Here is an 18235-nt window from a genome sequence, read left to right as displayed (position 1 = left end):
GTACTCAGTTCGTCATTTAACATGATAATTCGCTGTTGCATTCCTTTACATTTCCAGTTTTGTTTCTAAATTAAAAAGTTTGTAAGGGGGATTTAATCATGTTCTAAGCAAACAAAATTTCCGGTTGACCTATTTTGTCTTATCTTTGTTACTTAGGCATTCTAAACAATAAAAGCCATGCAATTTGTAGATGTTACCAATGATGTAGCTTTCAGGAAAATTTTTGGAAACGAAAATCGCAAGGAATGCCTCATATCTTTTCTTAATGCCATTCTGGATTTTCATGGCGATAGGGAAATTGTTTCGGTTAACATCTTAGATCCTTATCAACTACCGAATTTGAGAGGTGGTAAAGTTTCGATAGTTGATGTAAGAGCAACAGACCAGGCAAACCGAAACTACATTGTTGAAATGCAAGTAGCCGAACTGGATGGTTTTGGTAAAAGAGTGTTGTATTACTCTTCAAAATCGTATAGCTCACAGATTACAAGAGCCGAGTTTTACCAACAACTCAATCCTGTTATTTTTATCGGTATCCTCGAATTTGGCTTTACCCAAAATCCGCATTATCTCAACCGAAGTCATGTAAGAGATGTGGAGACCGGTGAAAGAACCCTGCACGATATTGAATTTAATTTCATAGAACTGCCTAAGTTTAATAAACAGTTGCACGAGTTAGAATCCCTAACCGATAAATGGATTTTCTTCATAAAAAATGCTGAAAACTTAGATGTTATGCCCGAAAACATCAACGACGAAGGATTAAAGGTTGCTTATGAAGAAGCCAACAAATTTTCATGGACACAAATTGAGTTAGATGCTTATGATTATGTATCCATGAGGGAAGGAGATGCAAAAGCGCGCTTTGATTTCGTTACTAAAAAAGCATTAGAAGAAGGCGAGTTAAAAGGGTTGGAAATAGGGATGATAAAAGGAATGGAAAAAGGAATGGAAAAAGGAATGGAAAAAGGAATGGAAAAAGGGAAATTAATAGAAAAGGCAGAAATTGCCAAAAAAGGAATTTCTAAAGGGCTTGACAATGAAGTAATTGCCGACCTGACCGGATTAAGCACGGAAGAAATTGACATACTGAGAGATGAATTGAAAAAATGAGACGAAGGAAAAAACCTGCGTAGTGGTCTGAAGTGTTTGGATATGTTGATTGTTTAAATTTTATCCGCTAAAGTCTTTATGAGTTTTTTAGCTTTTTTCACCGCCTTGTTTTCGGTCATAAACCCATTAGGGGCAATACCGTTATACATTAGTCTGTCGCAACATTTTACCCCGTCTGTCCGCAACGAACAGGTGCTTAAAGCAAGCATCTTTGTGGTGGTTATTTTAGTAACCTTTTTGCTTGCAGGTACATACATCCTGAATTTTTTCAACATCACCATCGAAGGGATGAGAATTGCAGGCGGCTTGATGATTATCCGCTCAGCCTACAATATGTTGGATGGAAATTTTAAAAAGGGAAAAGCCATTAGTGCCAAGGTGGAAGAGGAGGCTATGACCAAGGAGGACATTTCGTTTTCCCCATTAGCAATGCCAATGTTAGCCGGGCCGGGTTCTATTTCGCTGATTATCAGTACCGCAGCAGGCATCAGCGACCCTATGGATTATGCCTACATAATTTCTGCCATTTTATTGCTGGCTGTTGCTGTCTATATCATTTTCCGGTTCTCTCCGCTTTTGTTTGCGAGGATTGGACAAGGAGGGCTTTCAGCACTTCAACGAATCATGGGCTTTATTGTACTGACGGTTGGTATTCAATTTATCATCAATGGAATTTCCCCCATTGCAAAAAACCTGCTTAAAGGAATTTAATCTCAAATAACCGGTTAGGCGGACTTATTTACTTCCAACTTATTATGGTTTGAAAAAATCAGGGAACCAATCGAATTGCCGAAAAAGCCGGATGAGTGAAATTATATTTATACCGCCAGGGAACCAAAATGATAGCTGATTCCATCTGAAACCATCAACATATAAAACCCTTTTTCAAGATTCAGATTGCACAACCGCACAATCTTATTCAACATGGGAGAAACGGGAATCACTTCGTTTTTGCTAAACAATAATTTTCCCTCCAAGTTATAGATATGCAGGCTTAATTGCTGTCCGATGGTTTTAGGAATTTCTACCGTGAAATCGCTACCGTTTTCAGTTCTTGCCGATTTAATTGCAAGGCTCATAACTTAATAGATTAAGGCTTAGTAATCTTTAGGGGGTGTAAGCGTATTTTTAACGCAAATAATAAGCCAAATATTATTTCATGTCTGTTATTACCCTTGAATTAAAGGCTCTTTGACTTAAAAGTTCACTTTTTTTAACCTTTGCTTTAACTATAAAGCTTATTTAAAAATTAGGCCCCTGTTTTTTTAAGGGCAACATACCCTATCCAAAACATTAGTTCTTCTCTTAGAATTTTTTAAAACGATACCTTGGTTTTTAAAAATTTTAACCCAATCCGCACAAATTTTTTGCAGACAGAATTGCTTTAAATGAAGATTTTGGAGAATAAGTGCCTCAAAAAATGTCAATTGAAGTAAATAAAATTGACTTTTTGCGCTTTCAAATTGAGATTTTTAAGTTTTAAATTGCGATTAAAACTTTTTCAATTGACATTTTAAAGTTTTCAATGTCAATTCCCATTCTTAAAACTGACATTTTCTTTTCTAAAATCTCTTTTGTCTTCGTTTAAAAATCAATTCTAAACTTTCAACAAGGCTGCCACAAATATAAGATAAGACGGTCGTGTTTTTTCTTCTATATTATAGATATTTAAGCGACATTGACCAAATCTGTTGGCATAAACCCGTCTGCGAATTGAGTATTAAAAATTGAATCGGGCGATTTTCGTACCAATTTAATAACTGTTTTGACCGTAAAACGCGTATTACAGAGTATTTTGAGGTCTAAAATGCTAAAGTTAGGGTTATTGTATTTAACCTGATATTGTGCCTGCAAAATTTTAGCCGTCAAGGTAGCGGTAAAGCATAGATTAACAAAATTGGTCAGATTTTTCGAGGTGTAGTTTTTGAAATCGGATAGTCCGAAAAATTGTTTGGCATCCCGAAAGTCAAACTCAATCTGAAAACGCAAACTATAATAATCTATCATAGTTTGCCAGTCGAGGTTAGGGTCGGTGGTGCAAAATTTAGAGAAGGCTACTTTTGGGTTTTCAAATTGGTTATTTTTACTATCCCCACATTTAACAGGTTTTTGCTTAAGGATTTGTTGTAACAGGGCAGTTGCCATATCTGAGTAAGGAGACCATTTTCGGTTTTGGTGTCTTTCAGTTCTTGGTTATCAAGGTTGTTCAAATCTACTTTTTCTCCGTATTTTTTGGGTCTTCCCCGATGTTTTGGGGCTACTGGGTCTGAGTAGGCATAGACGAGGGCGGCATTTACAGGCAAACGGGTAATCAGGTGAAGTCCGGTCTTTGTTACCGCAGAGAAATAATCTGCCGAGGCATAAGCACAGTCTGCTACCATATAGGTCAGGTTGATGCCCGGTAAGCACGAAAGCAACTTGTTTAACAAGGCGGTGAATGCCCGAAAGGATGCCGTAGGATTGGGCTGCTTGGGTCGGTTTTTGCTGCCTTGCTTCCTGCCACGAACCAAACATCTGCCTTCGGCACTGCGCCGCTTGCCAGCTAATGCCTTCTTTTTCTGTTCCGCTATCCGCTTCCTGTCCCCCTCTGTCTGTACGACTTGCTCTACCACCATCGGATATGATTTCCGTTTCCCCACAGCTATCAGAGAAGCACAAAAAAACAAATCCCGAATATGGGGCATTTCTGAATGCTGCTCCAAAACTTCGACAAACCATAGGTCTTGTCCCGACTTTTCCCTTCTACCACTTCGTCTATGGCTATAATATAATTCTCCTCCGGTTGATACACCCACTTCAAAAACAACTTCATACGAATGCGCTCCCACAGGTAGTCCTCTGACATAAAACGAAACCAAGTGCGAACAGAGTAGTTACTATAGCGGCATAAACTCCGTACACTTACTCCATATCGAATACACATAAAACAGTACAGAAAATCCCTTAATTGTAATATCTTTGCTACTGACAGGATGTCTTTATATAACTCTAAAGGCAGAATGTTGGGAGGCATATACTTTGATTTTGGGTTTGCAATTCGCAAAATTACAAAGATATCGCCTCCCTTCTTTTTTTTAATGTGTGGCAGCCATGTTGAAACTTTAACATTGCTTTTCTCAATCTAAAAATTACAATGTTTATCTTTTAAATTGCAATTTTTTCTTTTAAAATTGACAATTTAGAAGTTTTTATTGAAACAGTTTTGACCCTGTTTCTTACAATTTTATTTGATATTATAGGGTTGACAGGACGTTACAAAAAGACCAACCCGGAATTTTTTGAGCCTCCTGTTTGGGTTAATGAAGAAGTAGAAAGCAAATAAGAATTTCAGATGCCGTCCAAACAACAGCAAACGGATTAAGCAATTGTTTAAAACAAGGAGGTTTGTCTGCCCGGTTTGTCCGATTGTTCAAACTCCAACAGCCATTTTTTGCGCCACAATCCACCGGCATATCCGGTTAAGTCACCACTGCTGCTAACAATTCTATGGCAGGGCACAACAATTGCAATAGGATTAGCTCCGCAGGCAGCACCTACTGCCCTTGCTGCACTGATATTTACCAGCTTTTTAGCAATTGTTCCATAAGTGTCTGTTTCACCAAATGAAGTATTCAGCAAATAACGCCAAACACTTTTTTGAAATGCAGTTCCTTCCAAATTCAGAGGGAGGTCAAACTTCATCAGGTTTCTGTTAAAATACTGATGTAATTGCTCTTTTGCACTAATCAGACAATCTAATTGCCCTTCCTGCGAGTCTATCGGGTTATTATCATCGGTAAATTCCATGTAATGTATTCCCGAATGAGTCGCTCCGATTTTAATTCTTCCAATCGGAGAATCATAAAAGGCAAAACCTTCCATTTCTTTGTGTTTTAAGTTGAATGAATACCCTCCCCCTTTCAATAATCACAGCGATAAATGTTTTAGGAAGTTTTCAGTTTTATATGAATGAACCTGACCGCTTGATTTTGCAGAATATTTGAAAGAATGCAAAATTAGCGAAAAACAATTCAATAACTTTACGCCCGCTTTTATTAACTTGATTCTTTCAAAAAGTAACCTCTGTGAAAAAACGAAATTCAACCCGTTTTTATTCACAACAAAAATCTGATTATGAAAGTATTGATAATTGGCGGAGGGATAATGGGCAACACTTTTGCCGAAAGTTTTTTATCGGCACATATCATCCGTCCTAAAGACCTGACCATTCTCGAAGCCAACCCTCAACGGGCAGAATATTTGCGACAACGCGAAAGAGGCACTATTTATGAAACAGCCGGAAGCTATATCAACGAAGTTGACCTTGTGGTACTTGCCGTTAAACCTCAGGATGCCGAGTTGGTATATCCCGTTATCCGGGAATATCTTAACCCCGATACTCTTATCCTTTCCATCATGGCCGGGGTAAAATTGTCAAGCATCGAAAAAGGTTTGGGTGTGTCAAAAATCATTCGTTCCATGCCTAACCTGCCGGCTCAAATCGGGATGGGAATGACCGCATTTACCGCAAAAGAAGAAGTCAGCCGTAAAGAAATTATTGCCGTTCAAAACCTGTTAAGCACTACCGGTCGCGCCATTCACTTTGATGACGAGCGTATGATTGATGCCGCCACCGCTATTTCCGGCAGCGGGCCTGCTTATGTTTATTATTTTATGAAAAACATGATAGAAGCTGCCACTAAACTGGGATTTGCCGAATCGGAAGCAGAACTTCTGGTATGGCAAACCTTTGTCGGTGCGATGCAGTTGCACAATAAAAGTAATTTTAGTTGCGATGAATGGATAAAGCGGGTATCTTCAAAAGGCGGAACTACAGAAGCAGCGGTCAAAGTATTTGAAAATCAGGAATTAGGCAATGCAATTCAAAATGGTATTTTGGCTGCATTTCAAAGGGCTGAAGAATTGGGCAAATAATCGCTATTTTAATTTACAAAAACCTGCCTGTAGTAAATTACTTACCACATTTTGAGTTATTAAGTGACTCATTGCTGCAAATTTAAGCTCAATTTAAAGAAAAAATCAATCCTTGTCATTGACGGTACTAAGCCAAAAAAACTGTTCAAAAAAATGTTCATTTCAAAACTTAATAGCCTCTAAATAGTTGCAGTTTTGGTAAAAGTAATAGTACCTTTGCGCTTTATTTAGTTTTTCAATAATTTGCACTGTAATGGCCAATATAAAGCTAAAAAAAGGGTTTGACATAAAAATAAAAGGAAAACCCCAACAAGAAATCTTTCCACTTAACAGCCGCACTTTTGCCATCACCGCTTCCGATTTTACAGGTCTTTCTCCCATTCCCAAGCTTTTGGTCAATATCGGAGATGAAGTCAAAGCCGGCTCTCCACTTTTTTTTGACAAAAAACATCCCGACAATTTATATGTTTCTCCGGTAAGCGGTGAAGTTGTCGAAATAAGAAGAGGCGCAAAACGAGCCATAGATGAAGTGGTAATCTTAGCCGACAACAAAATGAACTACCTGTCCATTGAACCTATGCGCATCAGCAGTGCTTCACGGGAAGAGGTAGTGAAACATTTGCAGTCAACCGGATGTTGGCCGTTTTTCCGCCAACGCCCATTCAACATCATCGCAAATCCGAACGAAACTCCCCGCGATATTTTTATTTCCGGTTTTGACACTGCTCCTCTTGCTCCCAACCTTAATTATGTCATGGAAGGGCAAAAAGATGATTTTCAGTCAGGGATTGAAGTGCTTCGCAAACTGACTAAGGGCAAAGTTTACTTAAATCTGAACGGTAGCACTACTGCTTCAAAAACTTTTTCAGAAACAAAGGGCGTTGAGTTAAACAGTTTTACCGGCCCTCATCCTGCCGGATGTGTGGGCGTTCAAATACATCATATAGCCCCCATCAACAAAGGAGATATTGTTTGGACCATCAACGCTCAGGATGTTTTGGTGTTAGGAAGGGTCTTTTCCAAAGGGCAGTTCAACACCGAACGATTGATTGCAGTAGCTGGACCTTGTGTTGCAAAACCTGCATATTATAAAACCTATATCGGTGCTTCTGTTGAAAGTTTGGTGGCAGATAATTTGACCAACGAACATGTTCGTTGTATCAGCGGCAATGTTCTAAGCGGCAAAAAAGTGGAAAGAAACGAGCATGTCGGTTTTTACCATCAGCAATTGAGTGTGATTGAAGAAGGCGACAATTACGAATTTTTTGGATGGTTGCTTCCCAGCTATCCCCGACCCAGTCTTTCCCGAACCTTTACTGGATTTTTAACGCCATTTAAAGAATACAATGTAAATACCAACACCCATGGCGAACATCGCGCAATGGTTTTAACCGGAGCCTATGAAGCAGTTACTCCTATGGACATTTTACCCATGCAGTTGCTAAAAGCCATCTTGTCCAATGATTTAGATCTGATGGAAGGGTTGGGAATTTATGAAGTAGTAGAAGAAGACCTTGCTTTGTGTGAGTTTGTATGCCCTTCTAAAACAGAAGTTCAGCACATATTACGCGAAGGATTAGAAATCATGCAAGAGCAGTCATAACTTAAAAAAATTTTAAAATAGCACATTCCTCTTGCAGGATTTGTGTTAAAATATTTATTTTCTACAACCGGTGTTCACCTTTTTTGTTTGTTTCTTAACAAAAGTGATATGAATTTTTTCAGAAAGCAGTTTGATAAAATTAAACCTTATACTGAGAAGAATAAGTTTTTGCATACGGCTTACGATGCATTTGAGACTTTATTCTTTGCTCCCAAAACAGTTACAACAGGATTGGGCGTACATATCCGGGATGGTTTAGACCTCAAGCGGACGATGGTTAGTGTGGTCATCGCATTGCAACTCTGCCTGTTGTTTGGTATTTTCAATATCGGACATCAGCATTTTGCCGCCTACGGTGTTTTTACAGGTTATACGGATGGGTTGATTTATAAAATCCTTTACGGCTTACTTCAAATTTTACCTTTGATTATCGTGGTTCATGTAGTGGGCCTTGGAATAGAGTTTTATTTTGCCTCTAAAAAAGGTCATGGCGTAGAAGAAGGGTTTTTGGTAAGCGGAATGCTCATTCCTTTAATTATGCCCCCCGATGTTCCACTTTGGATGGTGGCCCTTAGTGTTGCTTTTGCAGTAGTCATTGCCAAAGAAGCGTTTGGCGGAACAGGCATGAATATTTTGAATATCGCCCTGACAGCCAGGGTATTTGTGTTTTTTGCCTACCCCACCTATATTTCGGGTGACAATGTATGGGTTTCTTTCGATTACAATCTATTGCATAAAATATTCGGATTACACCATCTGACTGCCGGTAACATGGCAAATGTAGTAGATGGTTTTTCAGGAGCAACTCCGCTTGCCCTTGCTGCCAAAGGTGGTTGGGAAGCTGTTATTCAAAAATACAGCATTTCCCAGATGTTTTGGGGAGATATTCCCGGCTCGATCGGAGAAATGTGTAAGCCTGCCATCATAGCAGGAGCGTTAATGCTCATCATTACCGGTATTGGTAGTTGGCAAATCATGGTGTCTATGATAGCCGGATTATTGTGCGTTGGATTGGCTTTTAACGGATATGCTTCTTCGGTTTCTGGAGCGAGTCCTTTCCTTGCTGTACCATTTTATTATCATTTAATAATGGGAAGTTTCCTGTTTGCGATGGCTTATATGGCAACAGATCCGGTAACGGCTGCACAAACTCAAACCGGAAAATGGGTATATGGGTTTTTAATCGGAGTGGTAGGTATGATTGTACGTGTTATAAATCCTGCCTATCCGGAAGGATGGATGCTTGCCATCTTGTTTATGAATGTATTTGCCCCGTTGATTGACCATTTTGTAATTCAAGCTAACATTAATAGGAGGTTAAAAAGAAGTCATGCCTAATACAAATAGCAACTCATATACTTTTGCTTATGCTGCCGCGCTAACGCTCATTGTGGCAGTTGCACTTGCTGCCGCTGCAACAGGTCTTAAACCCATTCAGCAACAAGCTATTGATTTGGACAAAAAAAGATCCATTCTCAATGCTGTTACCAACCTTTCCGATAAAAATCAAATTTTAAAGGAATATGCTGAAAAAGTAACCGAAGTAGTTATTGACGAACAGGGAAATGTAGTCGAAGGTGTTAAAGCTTTTGACCTTGCTTTAAAGAAAGAATATAAAAAGCCCGAAGCAGAACGCAAGTTGCCATTATATATTTACAATTCACCGGAAGGTAAAAAATACATCGTTCCCATGCACGGTGCAGGGCTTTGGGATGAAATTTGGGGTTATCTTGCTTTAGATCAGGACCTTAATACCATTAAAGGTGCCAGTTTTGACCACAAAGGCGAAACCCCCGGACTCGGTGCTGAAATTACAACCGAAAATTTTCAAGGTCAGTTTGAAGGGAAAAAATTAGCCGAAGGTGCTGACTATAAGTTTAAAGTGATAAAAGGTATTAACCCAGGTACGAAATCAAACCCTTATGAAGTTGACGGCATATCAGGAGCAACGATTACAGGTGATGGTGTTAACACAATGATTGAAAAAAGTTTTGTCAGCTACAACAACTATTTTAATAAGATGCGCACAAATCCGGCTGCAAACACTCCGACACAAACACAACAAGAGAACAATAACTCAACTCCCGAAACACAAAATACCGAAGGGAATTAAGTTTCGACAATCTTAAATTTAACCCCTCTTTTCTTAAAACTCAGATTGTTTTAACAATTTTTCATTAACAAATCAACCAAATCATATCTATTATGAGCCAAGCAACCGAAACATCCCCTGTGATTCAGGAACCAAAAAAGGAAGCGTGGTTTTCGCCCAAAAACAGAAAACTGGTATCAGATCCACTGACGGATAATAACCCGATTACCATACAGGTTTTAGGTTTATGTTCTGCTTTAGCCGTTACGACACAGGTGAAACCTGCATTAATCATGGCTATCGGTGTTATTTTGGTAACCGCCTTTGCCAACCTGATTATTTCATTGATTCGCAATACCATCCCCAACCGGATCAGGATGATTGTTCAATTAGTAGTAGTTGCGGCATTAGTGGCATTAGTTGACCAGATTTTACGCGCTGTTGCCTTCGATGTCAGCAAGAAACTTTCTGTATTTGTTGGGCTAATCATTACAAATTGTATAGTCATGGGCCGTTTGGAAGCATTTGCAATGGGCAACAAACCCTGGCCTTCATTGTTAGACGGGATAGGAAACGGCTTGGGATATGGGGCAATTTTGGTGATTTTAGCCGTACTTCGCGAGGTGTTTGGTTCCGGAACTTTGTTAGGCTATCATGTGATACCTAAGATTGTCTATGATTTAGGTTATGTCAACAACGGGGTCATGGTAACTCCGGCTTCCGCTATGTTTTTGATTGCCATTATCATTTGGATACAACGCGCCCGAAACCCGAAATTGGTTGATATCAGCTAATGATTTTTTTTATTGTTTAATTCTCCGAAATAGTACGATATGCAAGACTTACTAAACATATTTATCAAATCTGCCTTTGTAGAAAATCTGATATTAGCCTATTTTATTGGGATGTGCTCATTTCTGGCAGTATCAAAAACCGTCAAAACTGCAATTGGCCTGGGCGCAGCAGTAATATTCGTATTAGGTATTACAGTTCCCATAAACTGGCTTTTGCAACATTATCTTTTAGTAGAAGGCGCTTTGGCATGGATTCACCCTTCATTTGCCACCGTAGATTTGACGTTTCTTACATTTATATTGTTCATCGCTGTAATCGCCTCCATGGTTCAATTGGTTGAAATGGTGATTGAAAAAACATCACCAACCCTTTACAATGCTTTAGGTATTTTTTTGCCCCTGATCACAGTAAACTGCGCCATTTTAGGAGGTTGTCTCTTTATGGTTCAAAGAGAATATAACTTCGCGGAAGCTACTGTTTACGGCTTAGGCGGTGGTTTTGGTTGGGCATTGGCCATTATAGCCCTTGCATCAATCAGAGAAAAATTGCGCTATTCCAACGTGCCTGCACCCTTGCGGGGCTTAGGCATTGCCTTTATCATTACCGGACTCATGGGCATTGCTTTTATGAGCCTGATGGGAATTAAATTATAATTCACACTTTCTGCAACACTCAGTAAAAATAGTTTTATGGTACCAGTTATAACGGGAAGCATTTTGGCTTTTCTTTTTATGATTATGTTGCTGACCGCAATCTTACTTTATGCCAAAGCAAAGCTAATCCCTTCCGGCAACGTAAGCATTGTGGTTAACGGACAAGACGATGCGCCCTTGTCTGTTGCTCCCGGCTCAACTTTGCTCACTGTTTTATCCGAAAAACAACTGTTTCTTCCTTCAGCGTGCGGAGGAGGGGGAACCTGTGCCATGTGCAAATGTCAGGTTTTGGAAGGTGGAGGAGATGTATTGCCTACCGAAATGAACCACCTGACCCGCAAACAAGCACAACATCACTGGCGTTTAGCATGTCAGGTAAAAGTGCGCAACGATATGAAAATAGTTGTTCCAGATGAAGTGTTTGGGATTAAAAAATGGGAATGTGAAGTGGTTTCTAACCGCAATGTTGCGACCTATATCAAAGAGTTCATCGTAAAATTGCCCCAAGGCGAGTTTCTGCACTTTGAACCCGGCGGGTATATCCAGATTGATGTACCTACTTGCGAAGTAGATTACAAAGATATAGAGGTCGAGCCTCAATTTCGTCCTGAATGGGATAAATACGGTATGTGGAGTTTAAAAATGAAAAACCCCGAACCGATTTTCCGTGCCTATTCAATGGGAAATCACCCGGCCGAAGGAAATATCATTTTGCTCAATATTCGTATTGCCTCTCCACCGTGGGACAGGGCAAAAAACAAATTCATGGATGTTAACCCCGGCATCTGTTCTTCTTATGTGTTTTCCCGTAAACCCGGTGATAAAGTAACTATTTCAGGTCCTTACGGTGAGTTCTTTATAAAACCCACCAACAAAGAAATGGTCTATATCGGCGGCGGTGCCGGAATGGCTCCTTTGCGTTCTCATTTGTTCCATCTGTTCCATACCGAGAAAAACCGCGAACGAAAAGTAACTTACTGGTACGGCGGTCGTTCTGCAAAAGAACTCTTTTATACTGAAGAATTCCGACAAATCGAAGCAGAGTTTCCAAACTTTACCTATAATATCGCCTTGTCAGAACCTTTACCCGAAGATAACTGGACAGGTTTAAGAGGGTTTATCCACATGGTGCTGTTTAACGAATATCTGAGCAAACATCCCGAACCGGAAGAAGTGGAATATTACCTTTGCGGCCCTCCTGCTATGTTAGCAGCATCCTTAAAAATGTTAGACGACATGGGTGTGCCGGAAGAAAACATCGCATTCGACGATTTCGGAAGTTAATATCTTAACTTTTCTATCTTAAACAGTAAAAGGGACAATTACAACTCTGTGTAATTGTCCCTTTTTTATTGAATATAAAGTGCGAGTTAGGTTGCTTTTACTATGAGACAGAAATTATAAATACTTCCAAAATTATACAAACCTCCTGTATTTACAGAAAACCTATTGACTAAACTATTCAGGAATATAACAAAAAGTTCGCAAGGCCTTTCCTGAACAATCCCCCCTACTCCTTCACCACCTTCCCCGAAACCACCTCAACTCCGTTGTTGAGCGTTACCACATACAAACCCTGAGGGTAAGGCAGCATATCTAAAACGTAGTTGTTTGTCCCAAAGGTTGGCTGTAGGCTTTTTTCAAACAGCAGCCTTCCGGTCAGGTCGTATAGGTTTAGGGTTATGGGTTGGGATTGGGGGGGGGTGTAAGGTAAGAAAGGTTTTTTGTGTAGTGGGATTGGGGCTTATTAGGTTCAGTTTCAGGTTGTTGTTCGAAGAAATAGGTGATGTACTAATACCTACGGTTTCTAAAAGATTTTCATACCATCCTATTTTAACATCAAAGTAAAAAGCCGACAAAACGTCTATATCCCAATCACCGTCTAAATCGGCGGAATGATAAAGGGTGTTGTCCTAAAAAACTCAAGCGGAACCTGTATTGTTTCAAGGTGTTTGTCGAGGGCATCTTCCACTCGACTCACTTCATCTGTGGATTTTTGATTGCAGTAAATCGCAATGGCACGGAAATAATAAGCCAAAGCAAAAATTATTTCTTCGGGTTTGCCCCAACTAACAATCAAATCGGAACCCATATCCCTCAACAAGTGCCGGAGATCTTTCATTCTCTCTAATAAAAGTTTTGCTCGGTGATTTCCGGTTTTAGTAAATACAAACCCGAGGGCAACAAAATGACGAGGGTCTATGCAATAGACCGGTATGATTTATCCGGCATCCTGAACAGCTCGAAACAACACCTTGTTGTCGTGAAACCTCAAATCGTTTCTAAACCAGACAATAATGATTTGTTTCATGCCTGAATAAGAGTACAGGACGGTAAAGTGTTGTTGCCCTTCTCAGGATAAAAATAGTGCCATAAAATTCTTGTTTTTTTCAAATAAAGTTAATAACACAACGATCAGCTACCTAATCAAAGTAATATTCCGGCTAACTTCATGGGTTTTGATTTCGGTAGCAAAGGTAAATGTAGCATATCAGACATTCACGCCAAAGGGAGTGGGTTGTTCGATGAAACGACATTTTTATAATGATGAATAAACTTTAAAACAGGTAACAAAACGCTAAAGTAAAAAGTGATTAGGTCAGTAAATTCATTAACCAATTTTAAAAAAAACTAAAAAAATGAAAACACGAATTTTTCTCCCAACAGTTTTATTAGCACTGTTTGTATGCCTGAATACATTTGCACAAAAATCAGGAATTGTACCCGATCAGTATATTGTTATTTTAAAAGAAAGTTCTGCTAAACCGGTGTTAAAAATTAATTTGGACAAAGGTGGCAACAAAAAACAAACTACCGACCGCGAAGAAAAACAAAAAGGCAACGAAACTTCCCGCCAAAACACACTTAAGAAAGTGCGTGAAGTAAGTGCTAATAACAAATTGAAATCAAATGCTATTTTAGCTGAATTTGCAGATGTTACTGTCGGGTTTGCAGCCAAATTAAGTGAAAAAGAAGTTCGCGAATTAAAGAATGATCCAAATGTTGAGGGGGTATATGAAGACTACTACATTGAAATGGATACAGATGAAGATTTCGATCTGACATGTGTTGAAGTAAGCAGTTCGATGCTTCCTCAGTCAACTGATTGTGCAATAACCAAAGCCGGAGGCCCTGTAAATGGCTCAAACAAAGCGACTTGGATTTGGATTATTGACTCCGGAATAGACTTAGATCATCCCGATTTGAATGTAATTACTTCCTCAACCTATGCCAAGTCATATATTCCGGGCGAAACACCCAATGATGGTTGTGGCCATGGAACACATGTTGCCGGAATTGCTGCTGCTCGCGATAACTCAATTGGTGTTGTAGGAGTATCGGCAGGTGCAAAAGTAGTACCGTTAAAAGTGTTTGACAACAGTTGTGATGGAGCTGCTAGTTTTGCCTCTACCGTACTTACTGCGTTAAACCATGTTGCAATGTATGATATTCCCGGAGATGTTGTCAATATGAGTTTGAGAATTGGAATTTTTAGTGTTAATTGCGAAAGTGGAGATCCTGCATTGCGAAATGCCATTCAAAACCTCGGCTTAGCCGGTACCCATGTTGTAATGTCTGCCGGCAATTTGGGTGTTGCTTCAAACACGCAGCGTCCCGGCTGTATTAATGGAACCAGAGTTTACACAGTCGGCAATATTACTTGTGCAAACGCATATAATACCGGCTCAAATTTCGGCATTCCTTCAATAGATTGGGTTGCCGTAGGCACCAGTGTTTATTCTACACTTCCGGGTGGCGTATATGGGTACAAAACAGGAACTTCAATGTCGGCACCGGTCGTAGCAGGTATCGTTCATTCTAAAAATGCAGCGCCTGTAAGTTTAGGTAATGTTGTCTATGGTGGAACAACCTATAAAATTGCAAAACGGTGATTTTCTAACATATAGTTTTAACACAACCACTGTATCAGCAATAAACTGCTTTTGCAGTGGTTTGTTTTTAATGAACCAAAATCTTTCACTTTAAACTAAATTACAAACATGAAAAGTGCTTTTATTTCAATGATTGTCTATTGTTGTTTTTTGTTGTTTGCCTGTGCCAATCAAAACCCTACATCAAACGACAATAATTCAACCCCAACACCGGAAAAACAAAACCAAGCCCAAAAAGTTACCTGGACTGAACTGTATAAAGGTGGCATGAGCGCTGTTGAACAACCCAAACAGTTGGTCGTTACCAATCAAGACGCATACAGCACATTATGGGCAGAAACTTTCGGATATGTTATCAACCCTGTTCCCGAAATACCAAAGGTTGATTTTTCCCAAAATGTAGTTGTCGCTGCTTTTATGGGACAAGTTAACACAGGAGGACATGAAATAAAGGTAAAATCGGTCGAACAAACCGATGGCGAAACAACGGTCAAACTTCTATATCGTACCCCTGCACAAAACTGTCCGGTTACAGATGCTCAGGAAAACCCTTGTTTGTTTTTTTCCCTGCCAACCAATCTAACCGGCAGCAACAAGGTTGATATTCAGGTAGAATCTGAAACCTATCATTGCGACTGATAACCAGAGGTTGATTTCAAACTTTGCTCTCTGAATAATCTGTTCAGAACTGATTTAACTAAAACAGAATTGCCTTTTTTTTTTGCTATTTCTAAGGAAGTATAAATACCCTACTCCTTCACCACCTTCCCCGAAACCACCTCAATCCCGTTGTTGAGCGTTACCACATACAAACCCTGTGGATAGGGCAGTATGTCTAAGATGTAGTTATTTGTTCCGATGGTTGGTTGTAGATTTTCTTCAAACAGAAGCCTGCCGGTCAGGTCGTATAAGGTTAGGGTTATGGGTTGGGATTGGTGGCTGTGGTAGGTTAGAGTGGCGGAGTTTCGTGTGGGGTTTGGGGTGATTATTAGTGGAAAGGCAAGTGCATTGGGTAGTGTGTTGATACTGACAGGTAAGTAAAGTTGATTGATATAGGACAATATATTTAGAGACAACCCGGATGATGATAAAGCGTCTAAATCTCCATCAGTATCTATATCAACCGCATATACTGCATCAGGAGATTCTTGAGTCAGGTTTAATAATTGTTGACTTCCAAATGTGCCCCCTCCTAAATTTCTAAACCATGAAACTTTACTTGTTGGGTTACCACCGTTGAACCCAGATCCGACTAACACATCTTTCCACCCATCATTATCAAAATCTGCAGCTATGGCAGCACGCGCAAATGGTGAATTACCACTAACATAATGATGTTGGATAAAATTTCCAGTGCCATCATTTTCAATCCATTTTACATTGTTATTTTGATATGCAGGATATATAATATCTAAATCCCCATCATTATCGAGGTCTGCAGCTGATACTTTGTAAACCATAGTAGCGCTTAATATGTATAATTCGTTACTAAAGTTTCCTCCGCCTTGATTCATATACCAAGATATACTATTGTCTATATCAGAGCAAGTTAAAATATCAACCAAACCATCATTATTAAAATCTTCTAAAATAAGTGTTCTTTTAGCATTGGCATAGGTTGCTATTATTATTTCATCTGAAAATATGCCATCACCCTCGTTTAAGTACATAACCAATTTGTCTTGATGGAAGTACGAAACAACCAAATCTATATTGCCATCATTGTTTATATCGCCGGTGGTTATTGTAGTGAAACTGTTATAGGTTTTTTCGTCAACAACATATTTGATGTTGAAACTTCCAGATCCGTCATTTTCATGCCATTCAACTGTACAGTCGTACTCAGAAGCAGTGGCAATATCCAAATCACCATCATTGTCTAAATCTGCTATTGAAACGGATCTTATCAGATTGTTGTTAAAAGCAAACCTATTGATGCTGACAAAATTGCCATTTCCAGTGTTTTTGAACCAAGCCATAAATCTATCATAATAACTGGAAGTTAGTAAATCTTCAATTCCATCGTTATCAAAATCTGCAAAATGAATGTATAATGAGGCAAAAGTATCAAAAGTGATAATATGCTGATCGCTAAAGTTTCCAAAACCATCATTAGCTAACCATGCAATTTTGTTGTTTGACGTTGCAGCTACAAGTATATCTAAAGTGCTATCATCATTTAAATCAGCAACAGTTATGTCGTGAGAATTTCTCATGTTTTCTGCAATTATTTGAGGTTCGTTGTAAATACCTCCTCCTGCATTTATAATTAATATTATTACATGATCCATAGATGTATAATTACTACTAACTACTATATCAGGCCAACCATCATTTGTTAAATCGGTTACTGTAATAGCATGTGGATCAATAAAATCCGTTAGTACAGTTTGTAAAGTGCCAAAATTACCTGACAAGTTTTGGAAAATCTGAAAAACTCCAAAAAAAATATTGGATAAAACAATATCTGTTTTACTGTTTCCGTCTAAATCACCAAATGCCATATCAGCACATTCATATGCCTCCAAATATATGCTTTGATAAATACTAAATTGCCCTAAACCATTATTCTTATATATTCTCAAGTATGAATCTGCAACAATAAGGTCTATATCCCCATCATTGTCAATATCTGTAATTGACAAGTTCTTTAAATAGTTTATGTTCATAGATTCTCCTAATGCAAAACTCCCATATCCATTATTAAGATACCAAACAATTTGTCCATCATCTTTTGATGCTGATATAACATCTGTATCGCCATCTAAATCAATATCTGCAAAATCTACAAAAAAAGCACCTAAGGCAAACGCATCTATAATATTTTGTAGCCCAAAAATACCGTCTCCTAAATTCTTATGCCATGCAACTTTGTTGTCATATTTTGATGCAAAAACAATATCTAAATTGCCATCATTATCCAAATCTGTTGCTCTGACACAGTATGCTCCAATAGCATTGTTTGATATGATTTTGATTAAACTGTAGTTACCGCCCCCTTCATTTTTGAACCAACCAATTCTATTGTCAGCAACCGATGCTGACACAATATCATCGAGTCCATCATTGTCAATGTCCGCTACAAAAACAGATATTGGACCATTTGTTTGAGGCATTAATATTTGTTGTTGACTAAAACTTGTTTGCCCCACTGTACTAAAAAAAAAGCAAG

At 38.9% G+C, this 18235-nt stretch carries 20 protein-coding genes; 11 read left to right on the top strand and 9 right to left on the bottom strand.

What is annotated here, in order from left to right; all coding sequences use genetic code 11:
* The first annotated feature begins 177 nt into the window (after positions 1-177).
* Entirely contained in the window at positions 178-1113 is a 936-nt protein-coding gene (locus IPM47_08445; protein QQS30934.1) for an Rpn family recombination-promoting nuclease/putative transposase, read from the top strand.
* Positions 1114-1191: 78 nt separating this feature from the next.
* Positions 1192-1824 carry a MarC family NAAT transporter gene (locus IPM47_08440; GenBank protein ID QQS30933.1) on the top strand — a complete coding sequence of 211 codons (633 nt, stop codon included), beginning with the start codon at positions 1192-1194 and terminating at the stop codon, positions 1822-1824.
* A 107-nt stretch (positions 1825-1931) separates the two neighbouring features.
* Here IPM47_08440 and IPM47_08435 read toward each other — a convergent pair whose 3' ends face one another.
* From IPM47_08435 to IPM47_08415, 5 genes are all read right to left on the bottom strand, one after another.
* Positions 1932-2192, bottom strand: coding sequence for a hypothetical protein (locus IPM47_08435; protein ID QQS30932.1), 261 nt, complete (start codon positions 2190-2192; stop codon positions 1932-1934).
* A gap of 589 nt (positions 2193-2781) precedes the next feature.
* A complete protein-coding gene (locus IPM47_08430; GenBank protein QQS30931.1) occupies positions 2782-3120 on the bottom strand; it encodes a hypothetical protein in 339 nt (112 codons plus the stop codon).
* A 47-nt stretch (positions 3121-3167) separates the two neighbouring features.
* Positions 3168-3797, bottom strand: a complete 630-nt coding sequence (locus tag IPM47_08425) for a transposase (protein ID QQS30930.1) — start codon at positions 3795-3797, stop codon at positions 3168-3170.
* Positions 3758-4126, bottom strand: coding sequence for a hypothetical protein (locus IPM47_08420; protein ID QQS30929.1), 369 nt, complete (start codon positions 4124-4126; stop codon positions 3758-3760). The genes IPM47_08425 and IPM47_08420 overlap by 40 nt, the downstream gene beginning before the upstream one ends.
* 356 nt (positions 4127-4482) lie before the next feature.
* Complete coding sequence (locus tag IPM47_08415; protein QQS30928.1) at positions 4483-4974, bottom strand: methylated-DNA--[protein]-cysteine S-methyltransferase; 492 nt, start codon at positions 4972-4974, stop codon at positions 4483-4485.
* Between the two features lie 252 nt (positions 4975-5226).
* On the opposite strand from IPM47_08415, the gene IPM47_08410 reads away from it, so the two are divergent.
* The 7 genes from IPM47_08410 to IPM47_08380 all read left to right on the top strand — a co-directional run bounded on the left by IPM47_08410 (position 5227) and on the right by IPM47_08380 (position 12454).
* On the top strand, positions 5227-6027 hold the full coding sequence (locus IPM47_08410; GenBank protein ID QQS30927.1) for a pyrroline-5-carboxylate reductase: 801 nt from the start codon (positions 5227-5229) through the stop codon (positions 6025-6027).
* A 253-nt stretch (positions 6028-6280) separates the two neighbouring features.
* Complete coding sequence (locus tag IPM47_08405) at positions 6281-7630, top strand: Na(+)-translocating NADH-quinone reductase subunit A (GenBank protein ID QQS30926.1); 1350 nt, start codon at positions 6281-6283, stop codon at positions 7628-7630.
* A gap of 108 nt (positions 7631-7738) precedes the next feature.
* On the top strand, positions 7739-8968 hold the full coding sequence (locus IPM47_08400) for an NADH:ubiquinone reductase (Na(+)-transporting) subunit B (protein QQS30925.1): 1230 nt from the start codon (positions 7739-7741) through the stop codon (positions 8966-8968).
* Positions 8961-9743, top strand: a complete 783-nt coding sequence (nqrC, locus tag IPM47_08395; GenBank protein ID QQS30924.1) for an NADH:ubiquinone reductase (Na(+)-transporting) subunit C — start codon at positions 8961-8963, stop codon at positions 9741-9743. The genes IPM47_08400 and nqrC overlap by 8 nt, the downstream gene beginning before the upstream one ends.
* A 92-nt stretch (positions 9744-9835) precedes the next feature.
* Positions 9836-10516 (top strand): NADH:ubiquinone reductase (Na(+)-transporting) subunit D, encoded by a 681-nt coding sequence (locus tag IPM47_08390; GenBank protein QQS30923.1) that lies wholly within the window; start codon positions 9836-9838, stop codon positions 10514-10516.
* Between the two features lie 39 nt (positions 10517-10555).
* Entirely contained in the window at positions 10556-11170 is a 615-nt protein-coding gene (nqrE, locus tag IPM47_08385) for an NADH:ubiquinone reductase (Na(+)-transporting) subunit E (GenBank protein QQS30922.1), read from the top strand.
* Between the two features lie 36 nt (positions 11171-11206).
* Positions 11207-12454 carry an NADH:ubiquinone reductase (Na(+)-transporting) subunit F gene (locus tag IPM47_08380; protein QQS30921.1) on the top strand — a complete coding sequence of 416 codons (1248 nt, stop codon included), beginning with the start codon at positions 11207-11209 and terminating at the stop codon, positions 12452-12454.
* A 226-nt stretch (positions 12455-12680) separates the two neighbouring features.
* Here the strand turns inward: IPM47_08380 and IPM47_08375 are convergent, their stop codons facing one another.
* From IPM47_08375 to IPM47_08365, 3 genes are all read right to left on the bottom strand, one after another.
* Complete coding sequence (locus IPM47_08375; protein ID QQS31425.1) at positions 12681-12908, bottom strand: T9SS type A sorting domain-containing protein; 228 nt, start codon at positions 12906-12908, stop codon at positions 12681-12683.
* A 144-nt stretch (positions 12909-13052) separates the two neighbouring features.
* Positions 13053-13391: a deoxyribodipyrimidine photo-lyase gene (locus IPM47_08370; protein QQS31424.1), complete on the bottom strand. Its 339-nt coding sequence runs from the start codon at positions 13389-13391 to the stop codon at positions 13053-13055.
* Entirely contained in the window at positions 13392-13481 is a 90-nt protein-coding gene (locus IPM47_08365; protein QQS30920.1) for a deoxyribodipyrimidine photo-lyase, read from the bottom strand.
* Between the two features lie 328 nt (positions 13482-13809).
* On the opposite strand from IPM47_08365, the gene IPM47_08360 reads away from it, so the two are divergent.
* A complete protein-coding gene (locus tag IPM47_08360; protein ID QQS30919.1) occupies positions 13810-15063 on the top strand; it encodes a S8 family serine peptidase in 1254 nt (417 codons plus the stop codon).
* A 108-nt stretch (positions 15064-15171) separates the two neighbouring features.
* Complete coding sequence (locus IPM47_08355) at positions 15172-15702, top strand: protease complex subunit PrcB family protein (GenBank protein ID QQS30918.1); 531 nt, start codon at positions 15172-15174, stop codon at positions 15700-15702.
* A 110-nt stretch (positions 15703-15812) separates the two neighbouring features.
* Here the strand turns inward: IPM47_08355 and IPM47_08350 are convergent, their stop codons facing one another.
* Positions 15813-18179 carry a T9SS type A sorting domain-containing protein gene (locus tag IPM47_08350; protein ID QQS30917.1) on the bottom strand — a complete coding sequence of 789 codons (2367 nt, stop codon included), beginning with the start codon at positions 18177-18179 and terminating at the stop codon, positions 15813-15815.
* Positions 18180-18235 lie beyond the last annotated feature (56 nt).

The sequence above is a fragment of the Sphingobacteriales bacterium genome (genome assembly GCA_016700115.1).
In the GTDB taxonomy this organism is placed as follows: Bacteria; Bacteroidota; Bacteroidia; order Chitinophagales; family UBA2359; genus UBA2359.
This window is presented reverse-complemented; position numbering and strand designations above follow the sequence as displayed.